The 20,808-nt window shown below is 62.4% G+C and carries 21 protein-coding genes; 13 read left to right on the plus strand and 8 right to left on the minus strand.

The genetic code is table 11. The features are described from left to right. Nucleotides 1-24: 24 nt before the first annotated feature. The gene (locus DHB74_RS05845) at nucleotides 25-486 is read right to left on the minus strand and encodes a MarR family winged helix-turn-helix transcriptional regulator (protein WP_499160985.1); all 462 of its coding nucleotides are present in this window, start codon (nucleotides 484-486) and stop codon (nucleotides 25-27) included. 207 nt (nucleotides 487-693) lie between these two features. Between DHB74_RS05845 and DHB74_RS05850 the strand changes: the two genes are divergently transcribed. The 4 genes from DHB74_RS05850 to DHB74_RS05865 all read left to right on the plus strand — a co-directional run bounded on the left by DHB74_RS05850 (nucleotide 694) and on the right by DHB74_RS05865 (nucleotide 7,560). Continuing rightward, on the plus strand, nucleotides 694-2,466 hold the full coding sequence (locus DHB74_RS05850; protein ID WP_499160986.1) for an N-acetylglutaminylglutamine amidotransferase: 1,773 nt from the start codon (nucleotides 694-696) through the stop codon (nucleotides 2,464-2,466). A gap of 2 nt (nucleotides 2,467-2,468) precedes the next feature. Beyond that, nucleotides 2,469-4,226 carry an N-acetylglutaminylglutamine synthetase gene (gene ngg / locus DHB74_RS05855; RefSeq protein WP_235818262.1) on the plus strand — a complete coding sequence of 586 codons (1,758 nt, stop codon included), beginning with the start codon at nucleotides 2,469-2,471 and terminating at the stop codon, nucleotides 4,224-4,226. Nucleotides 4,227-4,236: 10 nt separating this feature from the next. Further along, nucleotides 4,237-5,424, plus strand: coding sequence for an osmoprotectant NAGGN system M42 family peptidase (locus DHB74_RS05860; protein WP_499160987.1), 1,188 nt, complete (start codon nucleotides 4,237-4,239; stop codon nucleotides 5,422-5,424). A gap of 228 nt (nucleotides 5,425-5,652) precedes the next feature. After that, complete coding sequence (locus DHB74_RS05865; RefSeq protein ID WP_499160988.1) at nucleotides 5,653-7,560, plus strand: beta-ketoacyl synthase; 1,908 nt, start codon at nucleotides 5,653-5,655, stop codon at nucleotides 7,558-7,560. A gap of 307 nt (nucleotides 7,561-7,867) precedes the next feature. Here DHB74_RS05865 and DHB74_RS05870 read toward each other — a convergent pair whose 3' ends face one another. Continuing rightward, entirely contained in the window at nucleotides 7,868-8,530 is a 663-nt protein-coding gene (locus tag DHB74_RS05870) for a glutathione S-transferase family protein (RefSeq protein WP_136868675.1), read from the minus strand. Between the two features lie 173 nt (nucleotides 8,531-8,703). Between DHB74_RS05870 and DHB74_RS05875 the strand changes: the two genes are divergently transcribed. Then, nucleotides 8,704-8,943, plus strand: coding sequence for a TIGR02647 family protein (locus DHB74_RS05875; protein ID WP_036988966.1), 240 nt, complete (start codon nucleotides 8,704-8,706; stop codon nucleotides 8,941-8,943). Between the two features lie 51 nt (nucleotides 8,944-8,994). Here the strand turns inward: DHB74_RS05875 and cyaY are convergent, their stop codons facing one another. Further along, entirely contained in the window at nucleotides 8,995-9,330 is a 336-nt protein-coding gene (gene cyaY / locus DHB74_RS05880) for an iron donor protein CyaY (protein ID WP_036988965.1), read from the minus strand. A 92-nt stretch (nucleotides 9,331-9,422) separates the two neighbouring features. Between cyaY and lptM the strand changes: the two genes are divergently transcribed. The 6 genes from lptM to DHB74_RS05910 are packed head-to-tail and all read left to right on the plus strand — an operon-like array spanning nucleotide 9,423 to nucleotide 13,988. Further along, on the plus strand, nucleotides 9,423-9,569 hold the full coding sequence (gene lptM / locus DHB74_RS05885) for an LPS translocon maturation chaperone LptM (protein WP_083392483.1): 147 nt from the start codon (nucleotides 9,423-9,425) through the stop codon (nucleotides 9,567-9,569). Between the two features lie 8 nt (nucleotides 9,570-9,577). Beyond that, entirely contained in the window at nucleotides 9,578-10,831 is a 1,254-nt protein-coding gene (gene lysA, locus DHB74_RS05890) for a diaminopimelate decarboxylase (RefSeq protein WP_136868674.1), read from the plus strand. A 1-nt stretch (nucleotide 10,832) separates the two neighbouring features. Then, the gene (gene dapF, locus DHB74_RS05895; protein WP_036988963.1) at nucleotides 10,833-11,663 is read left to right on the plus strand and encodes a diaminopimelate epimerase; all 831 of its coding nucleotides are present in this window, start codon (nucleotides 10,833-10,835) and stop codon (nucleotides 11,661-11,663) included. Then, nucleotides 11,660-12,367: a DUF484 family protein gene (locus DHB74_RS05900; protein ID WP_136868673.1), complete on the plus strand. Its 708-nt coding sequence runs from the start codon at nucleotides 11,660-11,662 to the stop codon at nucleotides 12,365-12,367. The genes dapF and DHB74_RS05900 overlap by 4 nt, the downstream gene beginning before the upstream one ends. 14 nt (nucleotides 12,368-12,381) lie before the next feature. Continuing rightward, entirely contained in the window at nucleotides 12,382-13,275 is an 894-nt protein-coding gene (xerC, locus tag DHB74_RS05905; RefSeq protein ID WP_136868986.1) for a tyrosine recombinase XerC, read from the plus strand. A gap of 14 nt (nucleotides 13,276-13,289) precedes the next feature. Beyond that, nucleotides 13,290-13,988 carry an HAD family hydrolase gene (locus DHB74_RS05910; protein WP_036988961.1) on the plus strand — a complete coding sequence of 233 codons (699 nt, stop codon included), beginning with the start codon at nucleotides 13,290-13,292 and terminating at the stop codon, nucleotides 13,986-13,988. Nucleotides 13,989-14,055: 67 nt separating this feature from the next. Here the strand turns inward: DHB74_RS05910 and DHB74_RS05915 are convergent, their stop codons facing one another. From DHB74_RS05915 to glnK, 4 genes are all read right to left on the minus strand, one after another. Continuing rightward, complete coding sequence (locus DHB74_RS05915) at nucleotides 14,056-14,361, minus strand: hypothetical protein (protein WP_036988960.1); 306 nt, start codon at nucleotides 14,359-14,361, stop codon at nucleotides 14,056-14,058. A gap of 123 nt (nucleotides 14,362-14,484) precedes the next feature. Further along, the gene (locus DHB74_RS05920) at nucleotides 14,485-14,940 is read right to left on the minus strand and encodes a hypothetical protein (protein WP_036988958.1); all 456 of its coding nucleotides are present in this window, start codon (nucleotides 14,938-14,940) and stop codon (nucleotides 14,485-14,487) included. Between the two features lie 125 nt (nucleotides 14,941-15,065). Beyond that, on the minus strand, nucleotides 15,066-16,310 hold the full coding sequence (locus DHB74_RS05925) for an ammonium transporter (RefSeq protein ID WP_036988957.1): 1,245 nt from the start codon (nucleotides 16,308-16,310) through the stop codon (nucleotides 15,066-15,068). Nucleotides 16,311-16,363: 53 nt separating this feature from the next. Beyond that, the gene (gene glnK / locus DHB74_RS05930; protein ID WP_036988956.1) at nucleotides 16,364-16,702 is read right to left on the minus strand and encodes a P-II family nitrogen regulator; all 339 of its coding nucleotides are present in this window, start codon (nucleotides 16,700-16,702) and stop codon (nucleotides 16,364-16,366) included. Nucleotides 16,703-17,159: 457 nt separating this feature from the next. On the opposite strand from glnK, the gene DHB74_RS05935 reads away from it, so the two are divergent. Then, nucleotides 17,160-17,402: an accessory factor UbiK family protein gene (locus DHB74_RS05935; protein WP_036988954.1), complete on the plus strand. Its 243-nt coding sequence runs from the start codon at nucleotides 17,160-17,162 to the stop codon at nucleotides 17,400-17,402. A 48-nt stretch (nucleotides 17,403-17,450) separates the two neighbouring features. Then, the gene (locus DHB74_RS05940; RefSeq protein ID WP_499160989.1) at nucleotides 17,451-18,989 is read left to right on the plus strand and encodes a YifB family Mg chelatase-like AAA ATPase; all 1,539 of its coding nucleotides are present in this window, start codon (nucleotides 17,451-17,453) and stop codon (nucleotides 18,987-18,989) included. Here the strand turns inward: DHB74_RS05940 and DHB74_RS05945 are convergent. Then, entirely contained in the window at nucleotides 18,982-20,673 is a 1,692-nt protein-coding gene (locus DHB74_RS05945; protein WP_499161035.1) for a putative bifunctional diguanylate cyclase/phosphodiesterase, read from the minus strand. The two genes, DHB74_RS05940 and DHB74_RS05945, sit on opposite strands and share 8 nt — an antisense overlap. Nucleotides 20,674-20,808 lie beyond the last annotated feature (135 nt).

Consider the following 20,808-nt stretch of genomic DNA (forward strand, 5'->3'; position numbering starts at 1 on the left):
ATGCTCGCTATTACAACGAGCCCGCTACACCAACGGCTCGTCATCAATGAACACATGGGAGGACTGCTGTCCTTCCTCGAATAATCCGGCCACCCGCTGCAGGCTGGCCAGCAACATCAGCTGCTCCCAGTCGGCAAGCTTGCCGAAACGCTCGAGAAAAGCGCTGGGCAGCAATGCCGGTTCGGCCTGGATGGCCGCCTCGCCTTTGGCTGTCAGGGTCAGGTGCACCTTGCGCTTGTCACTCTGGCTGCGTACGCGTTTGAGCAGCTCGCGGTTTTCCAGGCGGTCGATGATGGTGCTGAGTGTCGCCTGGGACACGCTGACCTGTTTGGCCAGGGCGCCGAGCGTGCCTTCACCCATCGCCTGAATGCTGTGCAGGATCAACAGCTGGATAGGCGTCAGGCCGCTGTGGCGGCCCAGCCGCTTGGCGTGAATCTCGGTGGCGCGCTGCAGCCGCCGCAGGGCCAGATACAAGTCGTGCATCATGTGGTTTCGCTCCCGGCAAACAAACGGCCTCGGTGGGCGGGCATTCTGCCACAGACCCCGCTCCCTTTGGCCAAAAAACCTTTAAACCAAACCGCGCCCGCGGTTTCCAAGGATTGAGCAATGGAAAATCGGCAGATTAATTTCCACTTCAAACTATCTTCATTGTAGGTCGCCATGACGACCTCACCCCAAACCGAGGAGTAGTAGATGTGTGGATTGGCGGGAGAATTTCGTTTTGATGGCCAACTGGCGGACCTGACTGCCCTGGCCCGAATGACCGGACAAATGGTCAGCCGTGGCCCGGACGCCGCCGGTGTCTGGTCCACCGGCCCGGTCGCCCTGGGCCATCGCCGACTGAAGATCATGGACCTGGCCGAAGCCTCCGGTCAGCCCATGACCGATCCGCAACTGGGCCTGAGTCTGGTCTTCAATGGTGCCATCTACAACTATCCAGCCCTGCGCGGCGAGCTGGAGATCATGGGTTACCGGTTCTTTTCCGATGGTGATACCGAGGTAGTACTCAAGGCGTATCACGCCTGGGGCGAAAAGATGCTTGAGCGCTTCAACGGCATGTTCGCCCTGGCCATCTGGGAGCGTGATACCCAGCGCCTGTTCCTGGCCCGTGATCGCCTGGGCATCAAGCCGTTGTACCTGTCCGAGACCAGCCAGCGCCTGCGCTTCGCCTCCAGCCTGCCGGCGCTGGTGCGCGGCGGTGATCTGGATACCTCGATCAACCCGGTGGCGCTGAATCACTATCTGTCCTTCCATTCGGTGGTGCCAGCACCGCTGACCGTCCTCAACGGCGTGCAGAAACTGCCGCCCGGCCACTGGCTGCGGATCGATGCCCAGGGCCAGCGCGAACAACAGTGCTGGTGGACGCTGGAATACGGTGCGCGCGCCGATGAGCGGGAATTGCCCTTCGAAGCCTGGCAGGACCGCGTGCTTGACAGTCTGCGTGCGGCAGTCAAACGGCGCAATCTCGCGGCGGTGGACGTGGGTGTGCTGCTCTCTGGCGGGGTGGATTCCAGTCTGCTGGTGGGCCTGCTGCACGAGGCGGGCGCCCGTGACCTGCAGACATTCTCAATCGGCTTCGCCGACGTCAACGGCGAAGCGGGCAACGAGTTCCGCTACTCCGACCTGATCGCCGAGCATTACGCCACCGACCATCATCAGTTGATGATTCCCGAGCAGGAGATCCTCAGCGGCCTGCCCGATGCACTGACGGCCATGAGTGAACCCATGGTCAGCCACGACTGCATCGCCTTCTACCTGCTGTCCCGTGAGGTTTCCAAGCACTGCCGGGTGGTGCAGAGCGGTCAGGGCGCCGACGAAATCTTCGCTGGCTATCACTGGTATCCCCAGGTCGATCAGGCCGCCGATCCGGTCGCCGCCTACCAGCAGGCGTTCATGGACCGGGACTTCAACGAGTACCGCGACACTGTCCAGCCTGCCTGGGTCCAGCAGGACCATGCCGGCGATTTCATCCGCGATCACTTCGCCCGTCCCGGCGCCGCGCAGGGCCTGGACAAGGCACTGCGCTTGGACAGCACCGTGATGCTGGTGGAAGATCCGGTCAAACGGGTCGACAACATGACCATGGCCTGGGGCCTGGAAGCACGGGTGCCCTTTCTCGACCATGAGCTGGTGGAGTTGGCCGCACGCATCCCGGGGCGCTTCAAGCTGCCCGGCGATGGCAAATACGTACTCAAGGAAGCAGCGCGCAAGATCATTCCCGCCGCGGTGATCGACCGGCCCAAGGGCTACTTCCCGGTGCCGGGACTGAAATACCTGCAGGGCAGCACCCTGGATTGGGTCCGCGACAGCCTCACCAGCCGCCGCGCCCGGGAACGCGGGCTGTTCAATGAAGCCTACATCGATACATTGCTGCGCAATCCCATGGATCACATCACCCCCCTGCGCGGCTCCAAGCTGTGGCAGTTGGCGGTGCTGGACCTGTGGCTCGACGCCCAAGGGGTGTGACCATGAGTCGACCGATGCCACCCGAACAACAACGCCTCAAGCGCGGCCAGACGCCCACCTGGGAGCGGCTGCAGGCCGGTCATGCCCAGCAGGGCCAACCCCCTGCCGAAGAGTTGCGCGACGTCACCCTCGATTGTGGCTGGGGTCGCTTGCTGATCGGGCATACCTTCAAGGACCCACAGCGGCTAGCCGACACGCTGCTGCAGGAAACGCCCGGCGAGCGCGATATCGCACTCTATGTCGCCGATCCGCATGTGGTGCTGTCCTTCGCCCCGCAGCAACTGTTCCTCGACCCGTCCGACACCCTGCGCCTGTGGCTGAGCAATTACCGCCCGGCGCACAACGGCATGCGCGGCTTTCACATCCGCCGCCCGCAATGCGATGCGGATTGGCAGGCAATCAATACCCTGTATCTGTCCAATGGCATGGTCCAGGTCAATCCGCAGCGCCTGACGCCACGAAAATCCGGTGGCCCGGATTTCTGGCTTGCCGAGGATGCCGACAGCGGCGAGATCATCGGCACGGTAATGGGCCTGAACCATGCCCGCGCCTATGACGATCCCGACAAGGGTTCCAGCCTCTGGTGCCTGGCAGCGGACAGCAAGACCCAGCGCTTCGGCGTCGGTGAAATGCTGGTGCGGCACCTCGTGGAGTATTTCATGAGCCGGGGCAGCGCCTATCTGGACCTGTCGGTGCTACATGACAATACCCAGGCCAAGGCGCTGTATCACAAGCTCGGCTTCCGCCAGCTGCGCACCTTCACCATCAAACGCAAGAACAGCATCAATCAGCCGCTGTTTCTCGGCCCGGAGCAGGATGAAGGACTCAATCCCTACGCCCGCATCATCACCCGGGCAGCCCGACGTAGAGGCATCGAGGTCACCGTCAATGATGCCGAAGCCGGTTTGTTCACCCTGACCCAAGGCGGGCGTAGCATCCGCTGCCGCGAGTCGCTCAGCGATCTGACCAGCGCTGTCAGCATGACCCTGTGTCAACAGAAGCAGCTGACTCATCACTGTTTGCAGCGCCACGGGCTGAACACACCCGCCTACCGTCTTGCCGCCGCCCCGGAGGCAAACGCCGCCTTCCTCGCCGAGCATGGCGCGCTGGTGGTCAAGCCCGACAACGGCGAACAGGGTAATGGCGTGGCGGTCAATATCCGTGACCCGCAGACCCTGGAGCAGGCCATCGAAGCGGCCCGCCGTTTCGACAGCCGCGTGCTACTGGAGAGCTTCCACGAAGGCGACGACCTGCGCATAGTGGTGATCAACTTCCAGGTGGTCGCCGCCGCCATCCGCAAGCCGGCGCAGATCTGCGGCGACGGCCGCAAGACCATTCGCGAACTGATCGAGAAGCAGAGCCGCCGCCGGCAGGCCAGCACCGATGGCGAAAGCCGCATCCCGCTGGACGACGAGACCTGCCGCACCGTGGCAGCGGCCGGCTTCACCCTGGACAGCGTCTTGCCCGCCGACCAGCATCTGCAGGTACGCCGCACCGCCAACCTGCACACCGGCGGCACCCTGGTGGATGTCACCGATGAACTGCACCCCACCTTGCGCGAGTGCGCCATCACCGCCGCCCGCGCGCTGGACATTCCCATGGTCGGCATGGACCTGCTGGTCCCCGCCGTCGACCAACCCGATTACGTCATCATCGAGGCCAATGAGCGCCCGGGGCTGGCCAACCACGAGCCCCGCCCTACAGCAGAGTGCTTCATCGACATGCTGTTTCCGCTCAGTCAGCCCGGTTCGTCAACCTGATGGAGGACTCATGCAACCCAGCCCCGGACCCGACATGCAATATCTGCGGCAGGTGCTACTGGAAATGCTCGCCATTCCCTGCCCGACCGGCTTCACCGACGGCATAGTGCGCTATGTCGCCGAACATCTCGACGCCATGGGCGTGCCCTATGAATTGACCCGGCGCGGCACTATCCGCGCCACGCTCAAGGGCCGCCAGCGCACACCCGACCGCGCCATTGCCAGCCACCTGGATACCGTGGGCGCCATGGTCAGCGAAATCAAGGACAACGGCCGCCTGAAACTCACGCCCATCGGCTGCTGGTCAAGCCGCTTCGCCGAGGGCAGCCGGGTCAGCCTGTTCGCCGAGCATGGCTGTTTCCGGGGCAGCGTACTACCACTGATGGCTTCCGGGCACGCCTTCAATACCGAAGTCGACACCCTGCCGGTGAACTGGGACACCATCGAGCTGCGCCTGGACATTCGCACCACCAGCCGCGCCGAAACCGCAGCCGAGGGTATCGCCATCGGTGATTTCGTGGCCTTCGACCCGTTACAGGAGTTCACCGACAACGGCTTCATCAGCGCACGCCATCTGGACAACAAGGCCGGCGCCGCTGCCCTGCTCACGGCCATCAAGTACATTGTCGACAGTGGCCAGGCCCTGCCCTTGGATTGCCACCCTCTGTTCACCATCACCGAGGAAACCGGCTCCGGCGCGGCAGGCGCACTGCCCTGGGATGTCAGCGAATTTGTGGGCGTGGATATCGCGCCGGTGGCTCCGGGGCAGGCGTCCACCGAGTATGCCGTGACCCTATGCATGCAGGATTCCAGCGGGCCCTACGATTATCATCTGAGCCGACACCTGCTGAACCTGTGCGCGCGGGACGAGATTCCGGTGCAGCGCGATATTTTCCGTTACTACCACAGCGACGCCGAATCGGCGGTCCGCGCCGGCAACGACACCCGGGTGGCATTGATCGCCTTCGGCACGGACGCGACCCATGGCTACGAACGCACCCACCGCGACAGCCTGGAAGCCCTGACGCGCCTGCTGATTGCCTACGTCTTCAGCCCGCCGGTGTTCGAGCATGATGACCGCGACAGCGCGCCGCTGGAGCACTTCCACCTGCAGACCGATGCCGACATGCCATTGACCGGCGAAACCCCGCTGCCGCCCCTGGAACAGATATTTGCCTGTGACAGGGAGAAGGAATAGGTTGCGGCCATCCCCCGCATCCTGACAGCGATTCGGCCACCGCTGTTTGAGAAACACCCTAGTCTAAACGTGACCATCGGGTTACATTCCTCGTCTGCCTATGCAATCAAACCCAATTCGATGCCTGCTGGTCTTTGGACGATACTCTCGAGTATCCGTCAGGATGTCAGCCCGCTCCGGTCGCTACGTACCGGAGCCACGCAGCGAAACAGCGAGGAGTCTTGCTTGATGTCGCGTTTACCGGTCATTGTCGGCTTCGGTGGTTACAACGCCGCCGGCCGCAGCTCGTTTCACCATGGCTTTCGGCGCACCGTGATCGAGTCACTGCCCGCCGCCGAGCGTCAGGAAACCCTGGCGGGGTTAGCCGTGTTGATGGGTCTGGTACGTGCAGAGAACGATCGCTATCTGGATGATGCGGGGCAGATTCTTACGCCAGCGGACATCGAGCAGCGCTTCGGGCAACAGATTCTCGATGGCACTCTGGTACGCCGCATAGAAAAGCGTCACCTGGACGTGGATGCTGCTCATTGGCACAAGGCGCTGCCGGTCGGCCTGGAAGCAGATCAACCCTTCTCCTTCATTACCCTGGCCAAGCAATTGCCGGAGCCCTTGCCTGCCGGCTGGACGGCGGAGGTGCTGGATAACGGCGAAGCCCGCGTCACCATCGCCGGCAATTGTGAGCTCAAGGTCGACAGCTATCGACCCCTGGCGGTCAAATCCGCCGGCCAGCTGCCCACCGGCTTTGAGCCGGGCGAACAGTACAATTCACGCTTCCACCCCCGCGGCCTGCAGATGGCCATCGTTGCGGCGGCAGATGCCCTGCATTCCACCGGCCTGGCCTGGCAGCATATTCTCGAGCATGTCGAGCCCGACCAAGTCGCTGTGTTCGCCAGCAGCATCATGAGCCAGCTGGACGAGTTCAGCTTCGGCGGCATGATGCAGTCGCGCCTGAAAGGCCACCGGGTCAGCGCCAAGCAACTGGCCCTGGGGCTGAACAGCATGCCGGCGGACTTCATCAACGCCTATGTACTGGGCAGTGTCGGCACCACCGGCGCCATTACCGGCGCCTGCGCAAGCTTCCTGTACAACCTGCAGAAAGGCATCGAGATGATCGGCAGCGGCCGCGCCCGGGTCGTGCTGGTCGGCAGCAGCGAAGCGCCCATCACCCAGGAATGCATCGAGGGCTACGGCGCCATGAGCGCCCTGGCCACCGAAGAAGGCCTGCGCAATATCGAAGGTCGGGATGAGGTGGACTTCCGCCGGGCCAGCCGTCCGTTCAGCCAGAACTGCGGCTTCACCCTGGCCGAGTCGGGGCAGTTCTTCATGCTCATGGATGATGAACTGGCGCTGGAGCTGGGTGCCGATATCCATGGGGCGGTGCCGGATGTGTTTGTCGGCGCCGATGGGTTCAAGAAGTCCATTTCCGCTCCCGGCCCGGGCAATTATCTGACCATGGCCAAGTCCGTCCACAGCGCCATGCAGATTCTCGGCCCGGAGCGGGTCCGCCAAGGCAGCTTCGTACATGCCCACGGCTCCAGCACCCCGGCCAATCGGGTCACTGAGTCGCAGCTGATCGATGAGGTGGCAGCCGCCTTCGGTATCGAAGAACTGCCCGTGGCCGCGGTCAAGGCCTTTGTTGGTCATTCCCTGGCCAGCGCCAGCGCCGACCAGCTGGCTTCGGCCCTGGGCACTTTCAAGTATCAGATCATTCCCGGCATCAAGACCATCGACAGTATTGCCGCGGATGTCCACCAGCAGCACCTGCGCTTCAGCACCACCGATGTATCACGCGCCGATAATCCGCTGGAAGTGTGCTTCATCAATTCCAAGGGTTTTGGCGGCAACAACTCCAGTGCAGTGGTGCTGGGCCCCCAGCCGGTCGAGCGCATGCTGCGCAAGCGTTACGGCGCCGAGTGCTTTGCCGATTATGAAACCCGCCGCGAGGAAGTGCGCAAGGTTGCCGCCGCCTATGAGCAGCGGGCATTGCTGGGCCAGCTGGATGTGATCTACAACTTCGGCAAGGACATGATCGACGAGAGCGATATTCAGATCAGCACCGAGCAGATGCGCATTCCCGGTTTCAGCCAGCCGCTGGTGTTCAAGCAGGATGCGCGTTTTTCCGACATGCTCGACTGAGCAGGCTCATTGTAGGAACGGCCTTGGCCGCGAACAGGGTCAGCAGCAGCCCCTTCGCGACCAAGGCCGCTCCCACACAGGCCGGCCAATACCCGAAATAATCGGGCTCAGGTGCATAACACGGGGGGCTGCGCGACAGCCTCCGCCATAGGCGGGGCGGAGACTCCTGTCAGCCTAGCACCGCGGCAACCGCCAGCAAGATACAGCTGGCGCTCGAATCTCCCAGGAGTTCACTCCAGTCATGGCCCGCCCTGGGATTGTCGAGCACCAGCTCGACAGCTCTCCCGGATACGCGCGCAATCAGACCTTACTTGCGCTGACCGGCCATTGCGGCAATAAAGGCGGCCATTTCGGCGTTCTTGTCCGCAGCGATGCTCTGAACATGGGGGTTCTGGTTGAGCAACTCCAGCAAGGCCTGGGCCTCTGGCCAGTCACCCAACAGATCGATGCCGAACAATTTCTTGCCGACGATCTGCGCCAGGTCGATGCTGTAGAGGAACAGGATATCGGCGATGGTCATTTCGCTACCCGCCACATAGGGCGCGAAACGGCCATGGCGACGCAGGGTGGCGACGCCGGCCTGCAGATCGGCCTTGGCCTTGTCTTTCACGCTCTGTTCCACCTTGCCACCGAAGAATACCTCCGGGTAGCAGCTGCGCGCCGGCAGCTCGATATACAGTTCGATTTCCTTGGCCAGCGCCCTGACGGTCGCCCGAGCGAAGGGATCGCTTGGTAGCAGCGCCTTGCCGCCCTGGGTCTCTTCGATATATTCCAGGATGACGTTGGTTTCGCTGATGAAACCCTGCTCGGTTTCCAGAAAGGGCACCTTGCCGCGCGGGCTCTTGGCCAGAAACTCGGCATCCTGACTGCTGTGGACGGTGTTGATTTCGAAATCTGCGCCTTTTTCCAGCAGCGCCAGTTTGGCCATATTGAAGTAATTGCTGACTGCAAATCCGTGAAGTCTGAGCATCGTCGTTCTATCCGTCTTGTTTTTGAAAGATGCCAGTGTTGATCAGGAACCCGGGGCACGTCCAGTCCATCACAGCCATGAATTTCACCAGAGCCGATAGCCGCATTGCTACCGCGTTCCGCGCTGGCTAGACTGCAGGTGTAGTTTACCGTCTATCAGAAAAGGTACTGCCCATGTCACTGACTTCCGAAGAAATCGACGATATCAATCTGCTGGTCCAATACGATCTCGCCAATACCCAGGCGGGACTCAAGGTGCATCAGCGGGAGGCGTCGGCCACTACGGTGGAGACGGCCGCGCGGTTGTATCGGCGGGGGCTTACCACGATGGATGATGGCGGCTATCTGACCAGCCTCGGGCTGGAAGCGGCGGAACATGCCCAGGCGCTGATGACCATACTGCGCGCGAAATAAGCGATATCTCGATGGATCGCCGCTCGGCATGAGGAGCGGCGATGGCTCATCTTACTCGTCCAGATCCAGCTCCACCTCATCTCCCGACAGATCTCCCAGCACCTGCGCCAGCACGATACCGAGTGCTTCACCGTCGCTGTCATGGATCCATCCGTGCGCTGGCTGGTAGCCAAAATGCAAGGTGCCATCTGGGGTCGCCACCCATAGCTCGCGCGAAGCCGGCTGTCGGCCGATGACCAGCCGCGGGCCGGCGGCCAGCATCAATATCAGTGACCCTTCGGTCTGTTCCATGTCCAGATCCAGGTCGGCAGCGTCCAGCGCCTGCTCGATGCGGTCCTGAATCAGATCAACCTGACGGTGGAATTCGCTTTCATTCAACTCTTGCATTGCCTTCCTTTCCTGCTTCTGCGGCGGGTGCGCCGGACTCCCGGGCTGGGTATACTGCCGGATATTGTCCGTTTATCAACCAGGATTCCACCATGAAACAATCCATTGCGGCATTCTTCATGCTTCTGATCCTCGCCGGCTGTGGCCAGAAGGGCCCGCTATACATGCCCGAAGAGCCGGCCGGCCAGCCGGTTGATCCGGCCCGGGAAGAAATGACCCAGCAACCTACCGGAAACTGAAATATTTCATGAGTGAATTTCAATACCAGAACGGCGAACTGCACGCCGAAGCCGTTGCCCTGTCCGCCATCGCCGAGCAGTATGGCACGCCCTGCTACGTCTATTCGCGCCGCGCCATCGAGCAGGCCTTCCTGGCCTGGGATTCGGCCCTGGCCGGCCAGCCTCACCTGGTCTGCTTCGCGGTAAAGGCCAATTCCAACCTGGCAGTGCTGAACGTGCTGGCTCGCCTGGGCGCCGGCTTCGACATCGTGTCCGGCGGCGAGCTGGAGCGGGTATTGGCCGCCGGTGGTGATCCGGCGCGGGTGGTGTTCTCCGGCCTGGGCAAGACCGAGGACGAGATGCGCCGCGCGCTGCAGGTCGGCATCAAGTGCTTCAACGTGGAATCCACCGCCGAGCTGGAGCGCCTGCAGAAGGTCGCTGCCGAGCTGGGCGTGCAGGCGCCGGTATCCCTGCGGGTCAACCCCGATGTGGATGCCATGACCCACCCCTACATCTCTACCGGTCTCAAGGAAAACAAGTTCGGGATCGACATCGCTTCAGCGCTCGCGGTATACCGCCGGGCTGCAGCTCTGCCAAATCTGGACGTGCAGGGTGCGGATTGCCATATCGGTTCCCAACTGACCGATGACACCCCGCTGATCGATGCCCTGGATCGCATGTTGCTGCTGGTCGATCAACTGGCTGCCGAGGGTATCCAGGTCCACCATCTGGATCTGGGTGGCGGGCTGGGCGTGACCTACGACGACGAAACCCCACCCACGCCGGGTGAGTATCTGGCCAAGGTGCGGGAGAAAGTGGCTGGGCGCGATCTGACCCTGCTGTTCGAACCGGGCCGCTCGATCGTTGCCAATGCCGGCCTGCTGCTGGCCCAGGTCAACCTGTTGAAGCCAACCGAGCACAAGAACTTCGCCATCATCGACGCGGCCATGAACGACCTGATTCGCCCGGCTCTGTACAGCGCCTGGATGGGCATCGATGCTGTGCGCCCACGCACCGACGTGGCGGCCAAGCCCTGGGATCTGGTCGGCCCGGTCTGCGAAACCGGCGATTTCCTCGGCAAGGACCGGGAACTGGCCTTGGCCGAGGGTGACCTGCTGGCGGTGCGTTCGGCCGGTGCCTACGGCTTCGTCATGAGCTCGAACTATAACACCCGCCCCCGTGCAGCCGAGGTGATGGTGGACAGTGCGGCAACACATCTGATTCGCCGCCGGGAGACGGTCAGCGAGCTGTTCGCCGGCGAGTCACTGCTGCCCGAGGCCTGACATGCTGCTGCGATTCACCAAGATGCACGGCCTGGGCAATGATTTCATGGTCATCGACCTGGTGACCCAGCATGCCCAGTTGTCGCCGAAACTGATCCGCCAGTGGAGCGATCGGCACACCGGCATCGGCTTCGATCAGTTGCTGGTGGTGGAACCGCCGGGCCATCCCGATGTGGATTTCCGCTATCGCATCTTCAATGCCGATGGCAGCGAAGTGGAGCAGTGCGGCAACGGCGCGCGCTGTTTCGCCCGCTTTGTGCAGGACAAGCGCCTGACCGCCAAATCGGAGATCCGCGTGGAAACAGCCGGCGGCCTGATCACCCTGAATGTCCGCCGTGACGGCCAGGTCACGGTGGACATGGGCGCGCCGCGCTTCACCCCGGCGCAGATCCCCTTTGCCGCCGACCATGAAGCCGTGAGCTACCCGCTGGAGGTCAATGGCCAGACGCTGGAAGTGGCCGCGCTATCCATGGGCAACCCCCATTGCGTGACCCTGGTGGATGACCTCGACCGCTATCCGGTGGCTGACATCGGCCCGCTGATCGAGCATCATCCGCGCTTCGCCAACCGGGTCAATGCCGGTTTCATGCAACTGGTGGATCAGCATCAGGCGCGGCTGCGCGTCCATGAGCGCGGCGCCGGCGAGACCCAGGCTTGCGGCACCGGTGCCTGTGCGGCAGCGGTGGCGGGCATCCGGCTCGGGCATCTGAAATCCCCGGTGACCATACGCCTGCCAGGCGGCAACCTGAAAATCGAATGGGCCGGCCCCGGCCAGCCGGTAATGATGACCGGACCCGCCGCCCGGGTCTACGAAGGACAGATACGCATATGAGTACAACCAGCCAGCCGCCAGCCACCGAACTGGATGCCACCGTTGTGGCCGATTATCTGCGCCGCCATCCGGCATTTTTTGTCGAGCATGACGAGCTGCTGCCCGAGCTGCTCATTCCGCATCAGTCCGGTCAGGCTGTATCGCTGGTGGAGCGGCAGGTCAAGCTGCTACGCGAACGCAATATCGACGTGCGCCATCGGCTCAGCCAGTTGATGGACGTAGCCCGGGAAAACGACCGGCTGTTCGAGAAAAGCCGCCGGCTGATTCTCAACCTGCTGGAATCGCCAGACGTGGAAGAGGTGATCGCCACCATCGAAGACAGTCTGCGTGATGACTTCCAGGTGCCCTTCGTCGCCCTTATCCTGTTCAGCGAGACACCACGCATCGGCAACGCCCGCTACACCACGCACGGCGAAGCCCGCGAGGCCATCGGCCATCTGCTGGACAGCGGCAAGACCCTCACCGGAGTGCTGCGCAGCCATGAGCTGACCTTCCTGTTCGGTCCCCAGGGCGAGGAAGTCGCCTCCACCGCTCTGGCACCGATTCAGCATCAAGGGCTGCATGGCGTGCTGGCGCTGGGCAGCCGCGACCCGCAGCAATACAAGAGCGCCACCGGCACCCTGTTTCTCGGTTATATCGCCGACGCCCTGGCCCGGGTGCTGCTGCGTCAGCGACCGCTGAGCAGCGAGCCGCGGAGCCTGTAGTGAGCAGCGCGCCGCTGCTGACGGAGCTGGAGGCGTTCCTCGGGCATCTGCGCAGCGAGCGGCAACTGTCGCCCCGCACGCTGGAAGCCTATCGCCGCGACCTGGACAGCCTGTGCCGGTTTCTGGCCGAGCGCCAGGTCAGCGACTGGAACGCGGTGGACAGCGCCCTGCTGCGGCTCTATATCGCCAGCCGGCATCAGGCCGGATTGTCCGGTCGCAGCCTGCAACGCGAGCTGAGCGCGGTGCGCAGCCTGTATCGCTACCTGTTGCGCGAACGGCGTTGCCGGCACAACCCGGCGCTGGACCTGCGCCCGCCCAAGTCCCCCCGCAAGCTACCGCGCACCCTGGACGCCGACCTGGCGGCACAGCTGCTCGATACCGGCGAGGAAGAAGACTGGCTGACGATCCGCGACCACGCCATGCTCGAACTCTTCTATTCCTCTGGTCTGCGCCTGTCGGAACTGGCCAGCCTGGACATGGGCCGGCTGGATATCGATGCCGGCGAAGTCCGGGTCATCGGCAAGGGCAACAAGACCCGGGTGCTGCCGGTGGGCCGTATGGCACGCCAGGCCCTGCGCAATTGGGTCAAGGTACGGCCGGTAGTGGCGGACGCCAGCCAGCCGGTGTTCGTTGGCATGCAGGGCCGGCGGCTGACGCCACGGGCTATCCAGTTGCGGGTGCGGCGTTACGGGGTCGAGCATATCGGCCAGCATCTGCATCCGCATATGCTCCGGCATTCCTTCGCCAGCCATCTGCTGGAGTCATCAGGCGATCTGCGCGCGGTTCAGGAGCTGCTGGGCCATACCGATATCAGCACCACCCAGGTGTACACTCATCTGAATTTCCAGCATCTGGCCGAGGTGTATGACAGCGCTCACCCCCGTGCCAGACGCAAGTCTGAAGACTGACCGGATTGCTTATCATGTTTCAATTGCTGACCTTTGATCTGGACAACACCCTGTGGGAGACCGAGTCGGTGGTTGCGGCTGCCGAACAGACCCTGCTGGAGTGGCTGGACCGACACGCTCCCCTGTTCACCCAACGGCTGGACCGGGAAGCCCGACGGGCTCTGCGCCATGAGGTGCTGGCTGGCGACCCCGCGCTGCGCCACCGCGTTACCGCGCTACGCATCGCCGTGCTGGAACATGGGCTGCGCAAGGCTGGTTATACCGCCGAGCAGGCGGCGGAGCTGTCGCTGGCTGGCTTCGAGGTGTTTCTCGAGGCGCGCCATGCGCTGACCTTCTTTCCCCACTGTGAGCCGCTGCTGGAAGAGTTGGCCCGGCATTATCAGCTGGCGACCATTTCCAATGGCAATGCCGACGTGCGCCGGCTGGGGCTGGAAAAGTATTTCAAGATCATCGTTTCCGCCGACGAGATCGGTCTGAGCAAACCCGATCCCGCGCCCTTTCTCGCCGCGCTGGAGCGCGCCGGAGTGGAGCCGCATCAGGCCTTGCATATCGGTGATCATCCGATCGACGACATTCAGGGCGCCCGTGAAGCGGGGTTGCACACCCTGTGGTTCAACCGTTTGGGGCTGGAGTGGGCGGAGGCGGAACGCCCCCATGGCGAGGTGCGCTGCCTGAGCGAGATTCCCGACTGGCTGCGCAACTATCGGGGCTGAGCCTCAGCGCCCGATGGAAATACAACGAGCCCGCGGCGACCGACGGGCTCGTCAATACCGCGATACGTCAGATCGGCCGGCTGCCGTACTTCCCTTCTGGCTTTTTCGGCGGATCACCCAGTGCGTTGTTGTCGACTTCCTGAACCTTGCCGCCGCGTGCAAGGAACTCCTCCATCTGCCGCGCCAGCATTTCACGCTCCCGAGCCTTGGCTTCCAGGGATAACCCTTCCAGAGGGTCTTCCTGATTGGCCGACTTCTTGCGCGGTTTTACCGCGGGCTCATCATCGCTCTCCATGGCATCGGTTTCATCAACATCACTGTTGTCCACCTCTTCTTCCTGCAGGTCATCATCTTCGATATCGTCTTCACTCATGGCGTTCCTCCGCTTGAAACTTGGCTATATATAGCGCAACAGAGGGATTTGAACAGAGGGTAAGGAAAAAAATTTGCCTCATCGAGATGATGTTGCCTGCCCGGCAGGGGCCCGGCCCGTGGATCAGAGGTCCTGCAGGCGCCCGCATTGCTCGGCCAGGCGGCGGGTCTCCCCCTGCTCCAGCGCCAACATGTTGCGCATCAGTTCAGCCGCCGCCGGGATCGCCGCGCGACCGGTCATCGAGGTGTACACTTCGATCAGCTGACCATGCAGCTCGAACAGCTGTTCATTGATTTCATTGAAATCCTTACCGACGAAGCTCAATTCCCACCTGGCTCTTGGCGGCAGGTCTTCGCCAATATGCTCATACAGCCAGGTCCGGCTTTCCGCCTTGCCGGCCTGCGCCCGGAACTGATCCACCTTGCGGGCGATATCACGCTCATGGCCGGCCACGTACTCCATCAACCACCGGCTGCGCTGGTCGGTATCAGGGGTGATGGCCTGTTCCAGACAGTCAGCAATGATGGTGTGCAGATCGCTGGTCCATTCCAGCAGATAATCGAACGTCTCGGCTTTCATGCAAATCTCCCTTGGCGAATGATGCGTTCACAACTTGTGACTCTGTCGGAGCCGGCAAGTTTTGCAGTTTTTGCCCAGGTAAAAACGCAGACAGGGCGCATATGCGCCCTGTCTGCCATCAGCCATCACTTGTTGCCGGTGAACTCGGGGTAGGCTTCCATCCCGCATTCGGAGATATCCACACCTTCGTATTCTTCCGCCTCGGAGATCCGGATGCCGATCACCGCCTTGATAACGCTCCAGATAATCAGGCTGGCGAGAAACACCCAGGCGAAGATGGCGATCACGCCCAGCAGCTGCCCACCGAAGGTCGCCTCGGCATTGCTCAGCGGTACCGCCAGCACGCCCCAGATACCAGCCGAGCCGTGGGCGGAGATGGCACCGGCCGGATCGTCGATTTTTACCCGATCCAGCGCCAGTACGCTGAAGACCACGATCACACCACCCACCGCACCGACCAGCAGGGCGCCGAAGGCCGTGGGCGACAACGGATCGGCGGTGATGGACACCAGCCCCGCGAGCGCACCGTTGAGCAGCATGGTCAGGTCAGTCTTGCCGAACAGCAGACGCGACACGATCATCGCGGCGATCAGCCCACCCGCTGCCGCCAGGTTGGTATTGACCATCACCTGGGCCACGTTATTGGCCGACTCGATGTCGGAAATTTTCAGCTCGGAGCCGCCGTTGAAGCCGAACCAGCCCATCCACAGGATGAAGATACCCAGGGTGGACAGGGCCAGGTTACACCCCGGAATGGCATTGATCTGACCATTCGGGCCGTATTTTCCCTTGCGCGGCCCCAGCAGGATGACCCCGGCCAGCGCTGCGGCAGCACCTGCCATGTGCACGATGCCAGAGCCTGCGTAATCGGAGTAGCCCATCTCGCTCAACCAGCCGCCACCCCAGCTCCAGGCGCCCTGAATGGGATAGATGAAGCCGGTCATGATCACCGCGAACAGCAGGAATGCCCACAACCGCATACGCTCGGCGACGGCGCCCGAGACGATGGACATGCAAGCCCCGGCAAAGACGATCTGGAAGAAGAAATCGGCGCGGCTGGAATAATACGGCGCGTCGTCCCCTCCGGCCATGACTGCATCAAGGGTGTTTTCCTGCCCAATCAGCATGCCCAGGCTTGGAAAGATCGGCCCCGTGGATGAGTACATGATGTAGTAGCCGACCAGCAGGTACATGATCGACGCGATGGCGAACAGTGCGATGTTCTTGGCAAGAATCTCGGTTGTACTCTTGGTGCGCACCAGGCCGGCCTCGAGCATGGCAAAACCGCAGGCCATCCACATTACCAGCACGGCACACATCAGAAAATAGAACGTATCAAGCGCGTACTTCAGTTGTACGATGTCTTCCATAATCAAGCCCCCCAGATAGGCTTTATTACTTTGTAAGCGAATGCAGCGACGCGTTAGATAGCGTCGGTGCCGGTCTCGCCTGTCCTGATGCGGATGGCCTGCTCCAGCGCCACAACGAAGATCTTGCCGTCGCCGATCTTGCCGGTGTTGGCCGCCTTGGTGATGGCTTCGATGACGCGGTCGAGCATGTCGTCGCCGATGGCCACTTCAATCTTGACCTTGGGCAGGAAGTCCACCACGTATTCAGCACCCCGATACAGCTCGGTATGGCCCTTCTGCCGACCAAATCCTTTTACCTCGGTGACGGTAATGCCCTGAACGCCGATCTCGGAAAGCGATTCCCGAACGTCGTCCAGCTTGAATGGCTTGATTACAGCCGTTACTAATTTCATGTTGATACTCCCGTTAGATGGACTGCCCTGGGGGACAGGACAAGTCTATGCCGAGTTAAAGCCTTTTAAAATCGGACTTTGCACGGATGCGTGCAGAAAACCCGCAGCACACCGCCCCGCGCGGCCTGATGCAGTTGCCCACCGCATCGTGCACCGGATCACATTTTCGGCACTGCGCTATTCGGTTCCGCGGGTGATCCGGATACTCTGGCTCTTTGCAGAAACCCTGCCATCTTTGAAATATCTTTTATTTTCAAGTGGTTGAATAAATTTCGGGATGAGAATGGCAATGATGGCGGCCGTAGCCGCACCAGCGTGGTGCGCTGCAGTCGCGTCAATGCGCCAGAGTCGGGCAGCGCAGCGGGTGCCGTTTTGGGGCGTGGGGCGGCGGATGTTAGACTCGCACAGCCAGACCGGCCGCGGCCGGCTCCTTTCAATTACCGGAAACGGAACGCATATGCTGCATAAAGTCTTGTTTGATACCGTCGGCAATCAGGCAGCAAAACTGCTGATGAGCGATGGAACACGGCCCACCGCCGAAGTCGAGCGCCAGCTCAAGGCCATGCTGCAAAGCGCACTGGCCAAGCTGGATGTGGTGAGCCGGGAGGAATTCGATACCCAGCAGACCGTCCTGCTGCGCACCCGGGAACGCCTGGAAGCGCTGGAGAAGCGGGTGGCGGAGCTGGAACAGCAACCCTGACGGCACCGCCGTCGCAGCCTCCCGGGCGGAGGCGATCAAGGAGTGATCATGTCCCTGGCGATTGTCCACAGCCGCGCTAAGCTGGGTATCCAGGCGCCACCGGTGATGGTGGAGGTGCATCTGGCCAACGGTATGCCTAGCCTGACGCTGGTCGGACTGCCGGAAACCGCCGTACGGGAAAGCAAGGACCGGGTGCGCAGCGCCCTGCAGAATGCCCGGCTGGAATTTCCCAGCCTCAAGCGCATCACCATCAACCTGGCGCCGGCCGACCTGCCAAAGGAAGGCGGGCGCTTCGATCTCGCCATCGCCCTTGGATTACTGGCCGCCAGTGGCCAGATACCTCCCGCCAGCCTGGAGCGCTGCGAAGTGTTGGGCGAGCTGGCCCTCTCCGGCGAGCTGCGCCCGGTCCAGGGTGTGCTGCCTGCTGCTCTGGCCTGCCGGGATAACCAGCGCACCCTACTGCTGCCCCGCGCCAATGCGGCCGAGGCGGCGCTGGTGCAGGGGGTGGAGATCATCGCCGCCGAACATCTGCTGGAGCTATGCGAGCATCTGCGCGGCGAGCAGCTATTGCCAGCGGTGGCGGCCGGCTCACGGCCACCACCGGCCGGCAACCTGCCCGATCTGCGCGACGTGCAGGGACAGGCCCAGGCCAAGCGCGCGCTGATCGTGGCCGCCGCCGGTTCCCATAATCTGTTGCTGTTCGGCCCACCGGGTACCGGCAAAACATTACTCGCCAGCCGCCTGCCCGGTATCCTGCCGGCGCTGGAGGAAGAGCAAGCGCTGGAAGTGGCGGCGATTCAGTCAGTGTGCGGACGCGGCATGTTGCAGCATTGGCCGACCCGCCCGTTCCGCGCGCCCCACCATGGGGCATCCGCCGCGGCGCTGGTGGGCGGCGGCAGTCAACCACGGCCCGGGGAGATCAGCCAGGCGCATCACGGCGTGCTGTTTCTCGATGAACTGCCGGAGTTTGATCGCAAGGTGCTGGAGATGCTGCGCGAGCCGATGGAGTCGGGCGAGATCCATATCGCCCGGGCCCGCGAACAACTGACCTTTCCTGCGCGGTTTCAGCTGATCGCCGCGATGAACCCGTGCCCCTGCGGTTATCAGGGCGACCCGTCCGGGCGCTGCCGCTGTTCACCGGAACAGGTGGAGCGTTACCGCAGCAAACTGTCCGGCCCGCTGCTGGATCGTATCGATCTGCATCTGGCCATGCACAACGAGGCGTTCAGTCTCACCGGGCAGACCGTCGGCAAACCCGACAGCGCCGAGGCTGGCGCTGCAGTCGCTGCCGCCCGTCAACGTCAGCTCGACCGTCAGGGCTGCCTGAATGCCTATCTGGATCTGTCCGATGTGCGCCAGCATTGCGCGCTGCCAACGGCCGACGCGAGCTGGCTGGAAAAGGCGGTGGCGCAGCTGGGATTATCGCGGCGGGCCAGCCATCGCGTCCTGAAGGTCGCACGCACCTTGGCCGATCTCGAACAGCAGCCCATGATCGGGCGGCCGCACCTGGCCGAGGCATTGCAGTATCGGCAACTGGATCGCCAGCCGCTGGATCGCCAGCCGCTGGATCGCCTGCCACTCAGCTAGCAGGGGAGCACTGAGGCGTGCCGCTCAGCACGTTATCCCGGCCCATACTATAGGCATCGGCGAAATAACACAGTTCGTCAAAGGGCAATGCCGGACTGATGAAGAAACCCTGGATCTGGTCGCACCCCATCCCCCGCAGGATTTCCATTTGTACCCGTTCTTCCACCCCTTCGGCCACCACCTGCAAACCGAGGCTGTGGCCCATATCGATCATCGCTGCGACCAGTTGCCGGTCTGCCGGGCGCTCGGCGGTGCCGCGAACGAAGCTGCGATCGAGCTTGAGCAGATTGATCGGCAAGCGGTGCAGGTGTACGAAGGAGGAAAAGCCGGTGCCGAAATCATCCAGCGAGAAACGAACGCCTAGTCCGGTCATGCCCACCATGGCCTGCTGCACTTGCTCAGGGCGCTGCATGACGGCGGTTTCCGTCAGCTCGAACTCTAGCTTGCGCGGATCGATACCGGTCTTGGCAACCAGCCGCTCGATGGTCGCCAGCAGGCGCCCGTCGAGAAACTGTCGGAAGGACATATTGACCGCCACGTGCAGATCTATCCCTTGCCGCTGGAGGATGCTCAGGTCATGGCAGGCGCGGGCGATGACCCAATAACCCATCGGCACGATCAGGCCGTTCTCCTCGGCCAGTGGAATGAACTCGTTGGGCCCCAGCAACCCCCGTTCGGGATGGCGCCAGCGAATCAGCCCTTCCACTCCTACGATCCTGCCGCTGCTGAGCTCAACGCGCGGCTGATAATGCAGCTCCAGTTCGTTATTGCGCAACGCCCGCCGCAGCTCCCCCTCGAATTCGATCTGGCGGGACGCCTGCAGATTGATGCGTTCATCATAGAAATGGAAATGACAGCCACTCTGCGCCTTGGCCTGCTGCATGGCCAGGCCAGCACGCAACAGCAGATCATCGACTGTCTGCCCCCCTTCGGGGAAGGTCGCGATACCGATACTGCAGCCCAGCAGCAGGCTTTCCTCATCCACCCGATACGGCTCGGCCAGCCCGTCGATAACCTTTTTCATCACATGCATGAGGTTGGCGTGAGAGTCGTAATCTTCGAGGATGACGGTGAATTCATCACCGCCCATGCGTCCCACCGTATCGGTGGAACGCAGGAGATGTCGCAGCCGATCGGCTACCTCGCGGATGATGGCGTCGCCGGCCACATGACCGAGGCTGTCATTCACATGGCTGAAATTGTCCAGATCCAACGACAATACGGCCAGGGGCTGGTTGGTGCGCGCCGCGCGACACATGCCCTGTTTGAGGCGATCCTGTAGCACCTGCCGGTTGCAACAGCCGGTCAGCGGATCATCACTGGCGGCACGGGTGAGTGCTACCTGCAGGGCGGCGCGTTCGCCGGCATAACGCAGACAGCGGAACAGTTCGCCGTCGCTGGCCTGATCCGAAATGCTATCCACCACGCCAACGGGCAAAGCATCGGCAGTCCCGTGCGTCAACAGAATCACCGGAACACTGCATTGAGGGATGGGAAGGAAGGTCTCGCGGGCCAGTATCACTGACTCCAGGTCGGGCACCAGCAGGTCCATCGCCTGTTGCCAGTTCCGGGCAACAACGACCGAAGGAACGCCGTCTACCGCCAGACGAATGGACAGCTGTTTCGCAGCGGCGCCATTGTCTTCCAGCAACACAATCCGTTGTAGCGGCCTTTCCACAGACAGCAAGTTCACCTCGTCTCAGACCTGGAAAAAACAAAGCCTGCCTCAGACTAGCTTTTGGCCATTATCATGTCGAGCGTTTCCGGCCCGGCCAGTAGCATACCCTATGCTAGAATCGCGCACCCGGTTTTGCGTGAG

This window comes from Pseudomonas sp. G11-1, assembly GCF_024031555.1.
GTDB lineage: Bacteria > Pseudomonadota > Gammaproteobacteria > Pseudomonadales > Pseudomonadaceae > Halopseudomonas > Halopseudomonas bauzanensis.

What these genes read in the sequence shown, in the direction of transcription:
- DHB74_RS05845 (WP_499160985.1), bottom strand. Translation starts at nt 486, where the DNA reads ATGATGCACGACTTGTATCTGGCCCTGCGGCGGCTGCAGCGCGCCACC.
- DHB74_RS05850 (WP_499160986.1), top strand. Translation starts at nt 694, where the DNA reads ATGTGTGGATTGGCGGGAGAATTTCGTTTTGATGGCCAACTGGCGGAC.
- ngg (WP_235818262.1), top strand. Translation starts at nt 2,469, where the DNA reads ATGAGTCGACCGATGCCACCCGAACAACAACGCCTCAAGCGCGGCCAG.
- DHB74_RS05860 (WP_499160987.1), top strand. Translation starts at nt 4,237, where the DNA reads ATGCAACCCAGCCCCGGACCCGACATGCAATATCTGCGGCAGGTGCTA.
- DHB74_RS05865 (WP_499160988.1), top strand. Translation starts at nt 5,653, where the DNA reads ATGTCGCGTTTACCGGTCATTGTCGGCTTCGGTGGTTACAACGCCGCC.
- DHB74_RS05870 (WP_136868675.1), bottom strand. Translation starts at nt 8,530, where the DNA reads ATGCTCAGACTTCACGGATTTGCAGTCAGCAATTACTTCAATATGGCC.
- DHB74_RS05875 (WP_036988966.1), top strand. Translation starts at nt 8,704, where the DNA reads ATGTCACTGACTTCCGAAGAAATCGACGATATCAATCTGCTGGTCCAA.
- cyaY (WP_036988965.1), bottom strand. Translation starts at nt 9,330, where the DNA reads ATGCAAGAGTTGAATGAAAGCGAATTCCACCGTCAGGTTGATCTGATT.
- lptM (WP_083392483.1), top strand. Translation starts at nt 9,423, where the DNA reads ATGAAACAATCCATTGCGGCATTCTTCATGCTTCTGATCCTCGCCGGC.
- lysA (WP_136868674.1), top strand. Translation starts at nt 9,578, where the DNA reads ATGAGTGAATTTCAATACCAGAACGGCGAACTGCACGCCGAAGCCGTT.
- dapF (WP_036988963.1), top strand. Translation starts at nt 10,833, where the DNA reads ATGCTGCTGCGATTCACCAAGATGCACGGCCTGGGCAATGATTTCATG.
- DHB74_RS05900 (WP_136868673.1), top strand. Translation starts at nt 11,660, where the DNA reads ATGAGTACAACCAGCCAGCCGCCAGCCACCGAACTGGATGCCACCGTT.
- DHB74_RS05910 (WP_036988961.1), top strand. Translation starts at nt 13,290, where the DNA reads ATGTTTCAATTGCTGACCTTTGATCTGGACAACACCCTGTGGGAGACC.
- DHB74_RS05915 (WP_036988960.1), bottom strand. Translation starts at nt 14,361, where the DNA reads ATGAGTGAAGACGATATCGAAGATGATGACCTGCAGGAAGAAGAGGTG.
- DHB74_RS05920 (WP_036988958.1), bottom strand. Translation starts at nt 14,940, where the DNA reads ATGAAAGCCGAGACGTTCGATTATCTGCTGGAATGGACCAGCGATCTG.
- DHB74_RS05925 (WP_036988957.1), bottom strand. Translation starts at nt 16,310, where the DNA reads ATGGAAGACATCGTACAACTGAAGTACGCGCTTGATACGTTCTATTTT.
- glnK (WP_036988956.1), bottom strand. Translation starts at nt 16,702, where the DNA reads ATGAAATTAGTAACGGCTGTAATCAAGCCATTCAAGCTGGACGACGTT.
- DHB74_RS05935 (WP_036988954.1), top strand. Translation starts at nt 17,160, where the DNA reads ATGCTGCATAAAGTCTTGTTTGATACCGTCGGCAATCAGGCAGCAAAA.
- DHB74_RS05940 (WP_499160989.1), top strand. Translation starts at nt 17,451, where the DNA reads ATGTCCCTGGCGATTGTCCACAGCCGCGCTAAGCTGGGTATCCAGGCG.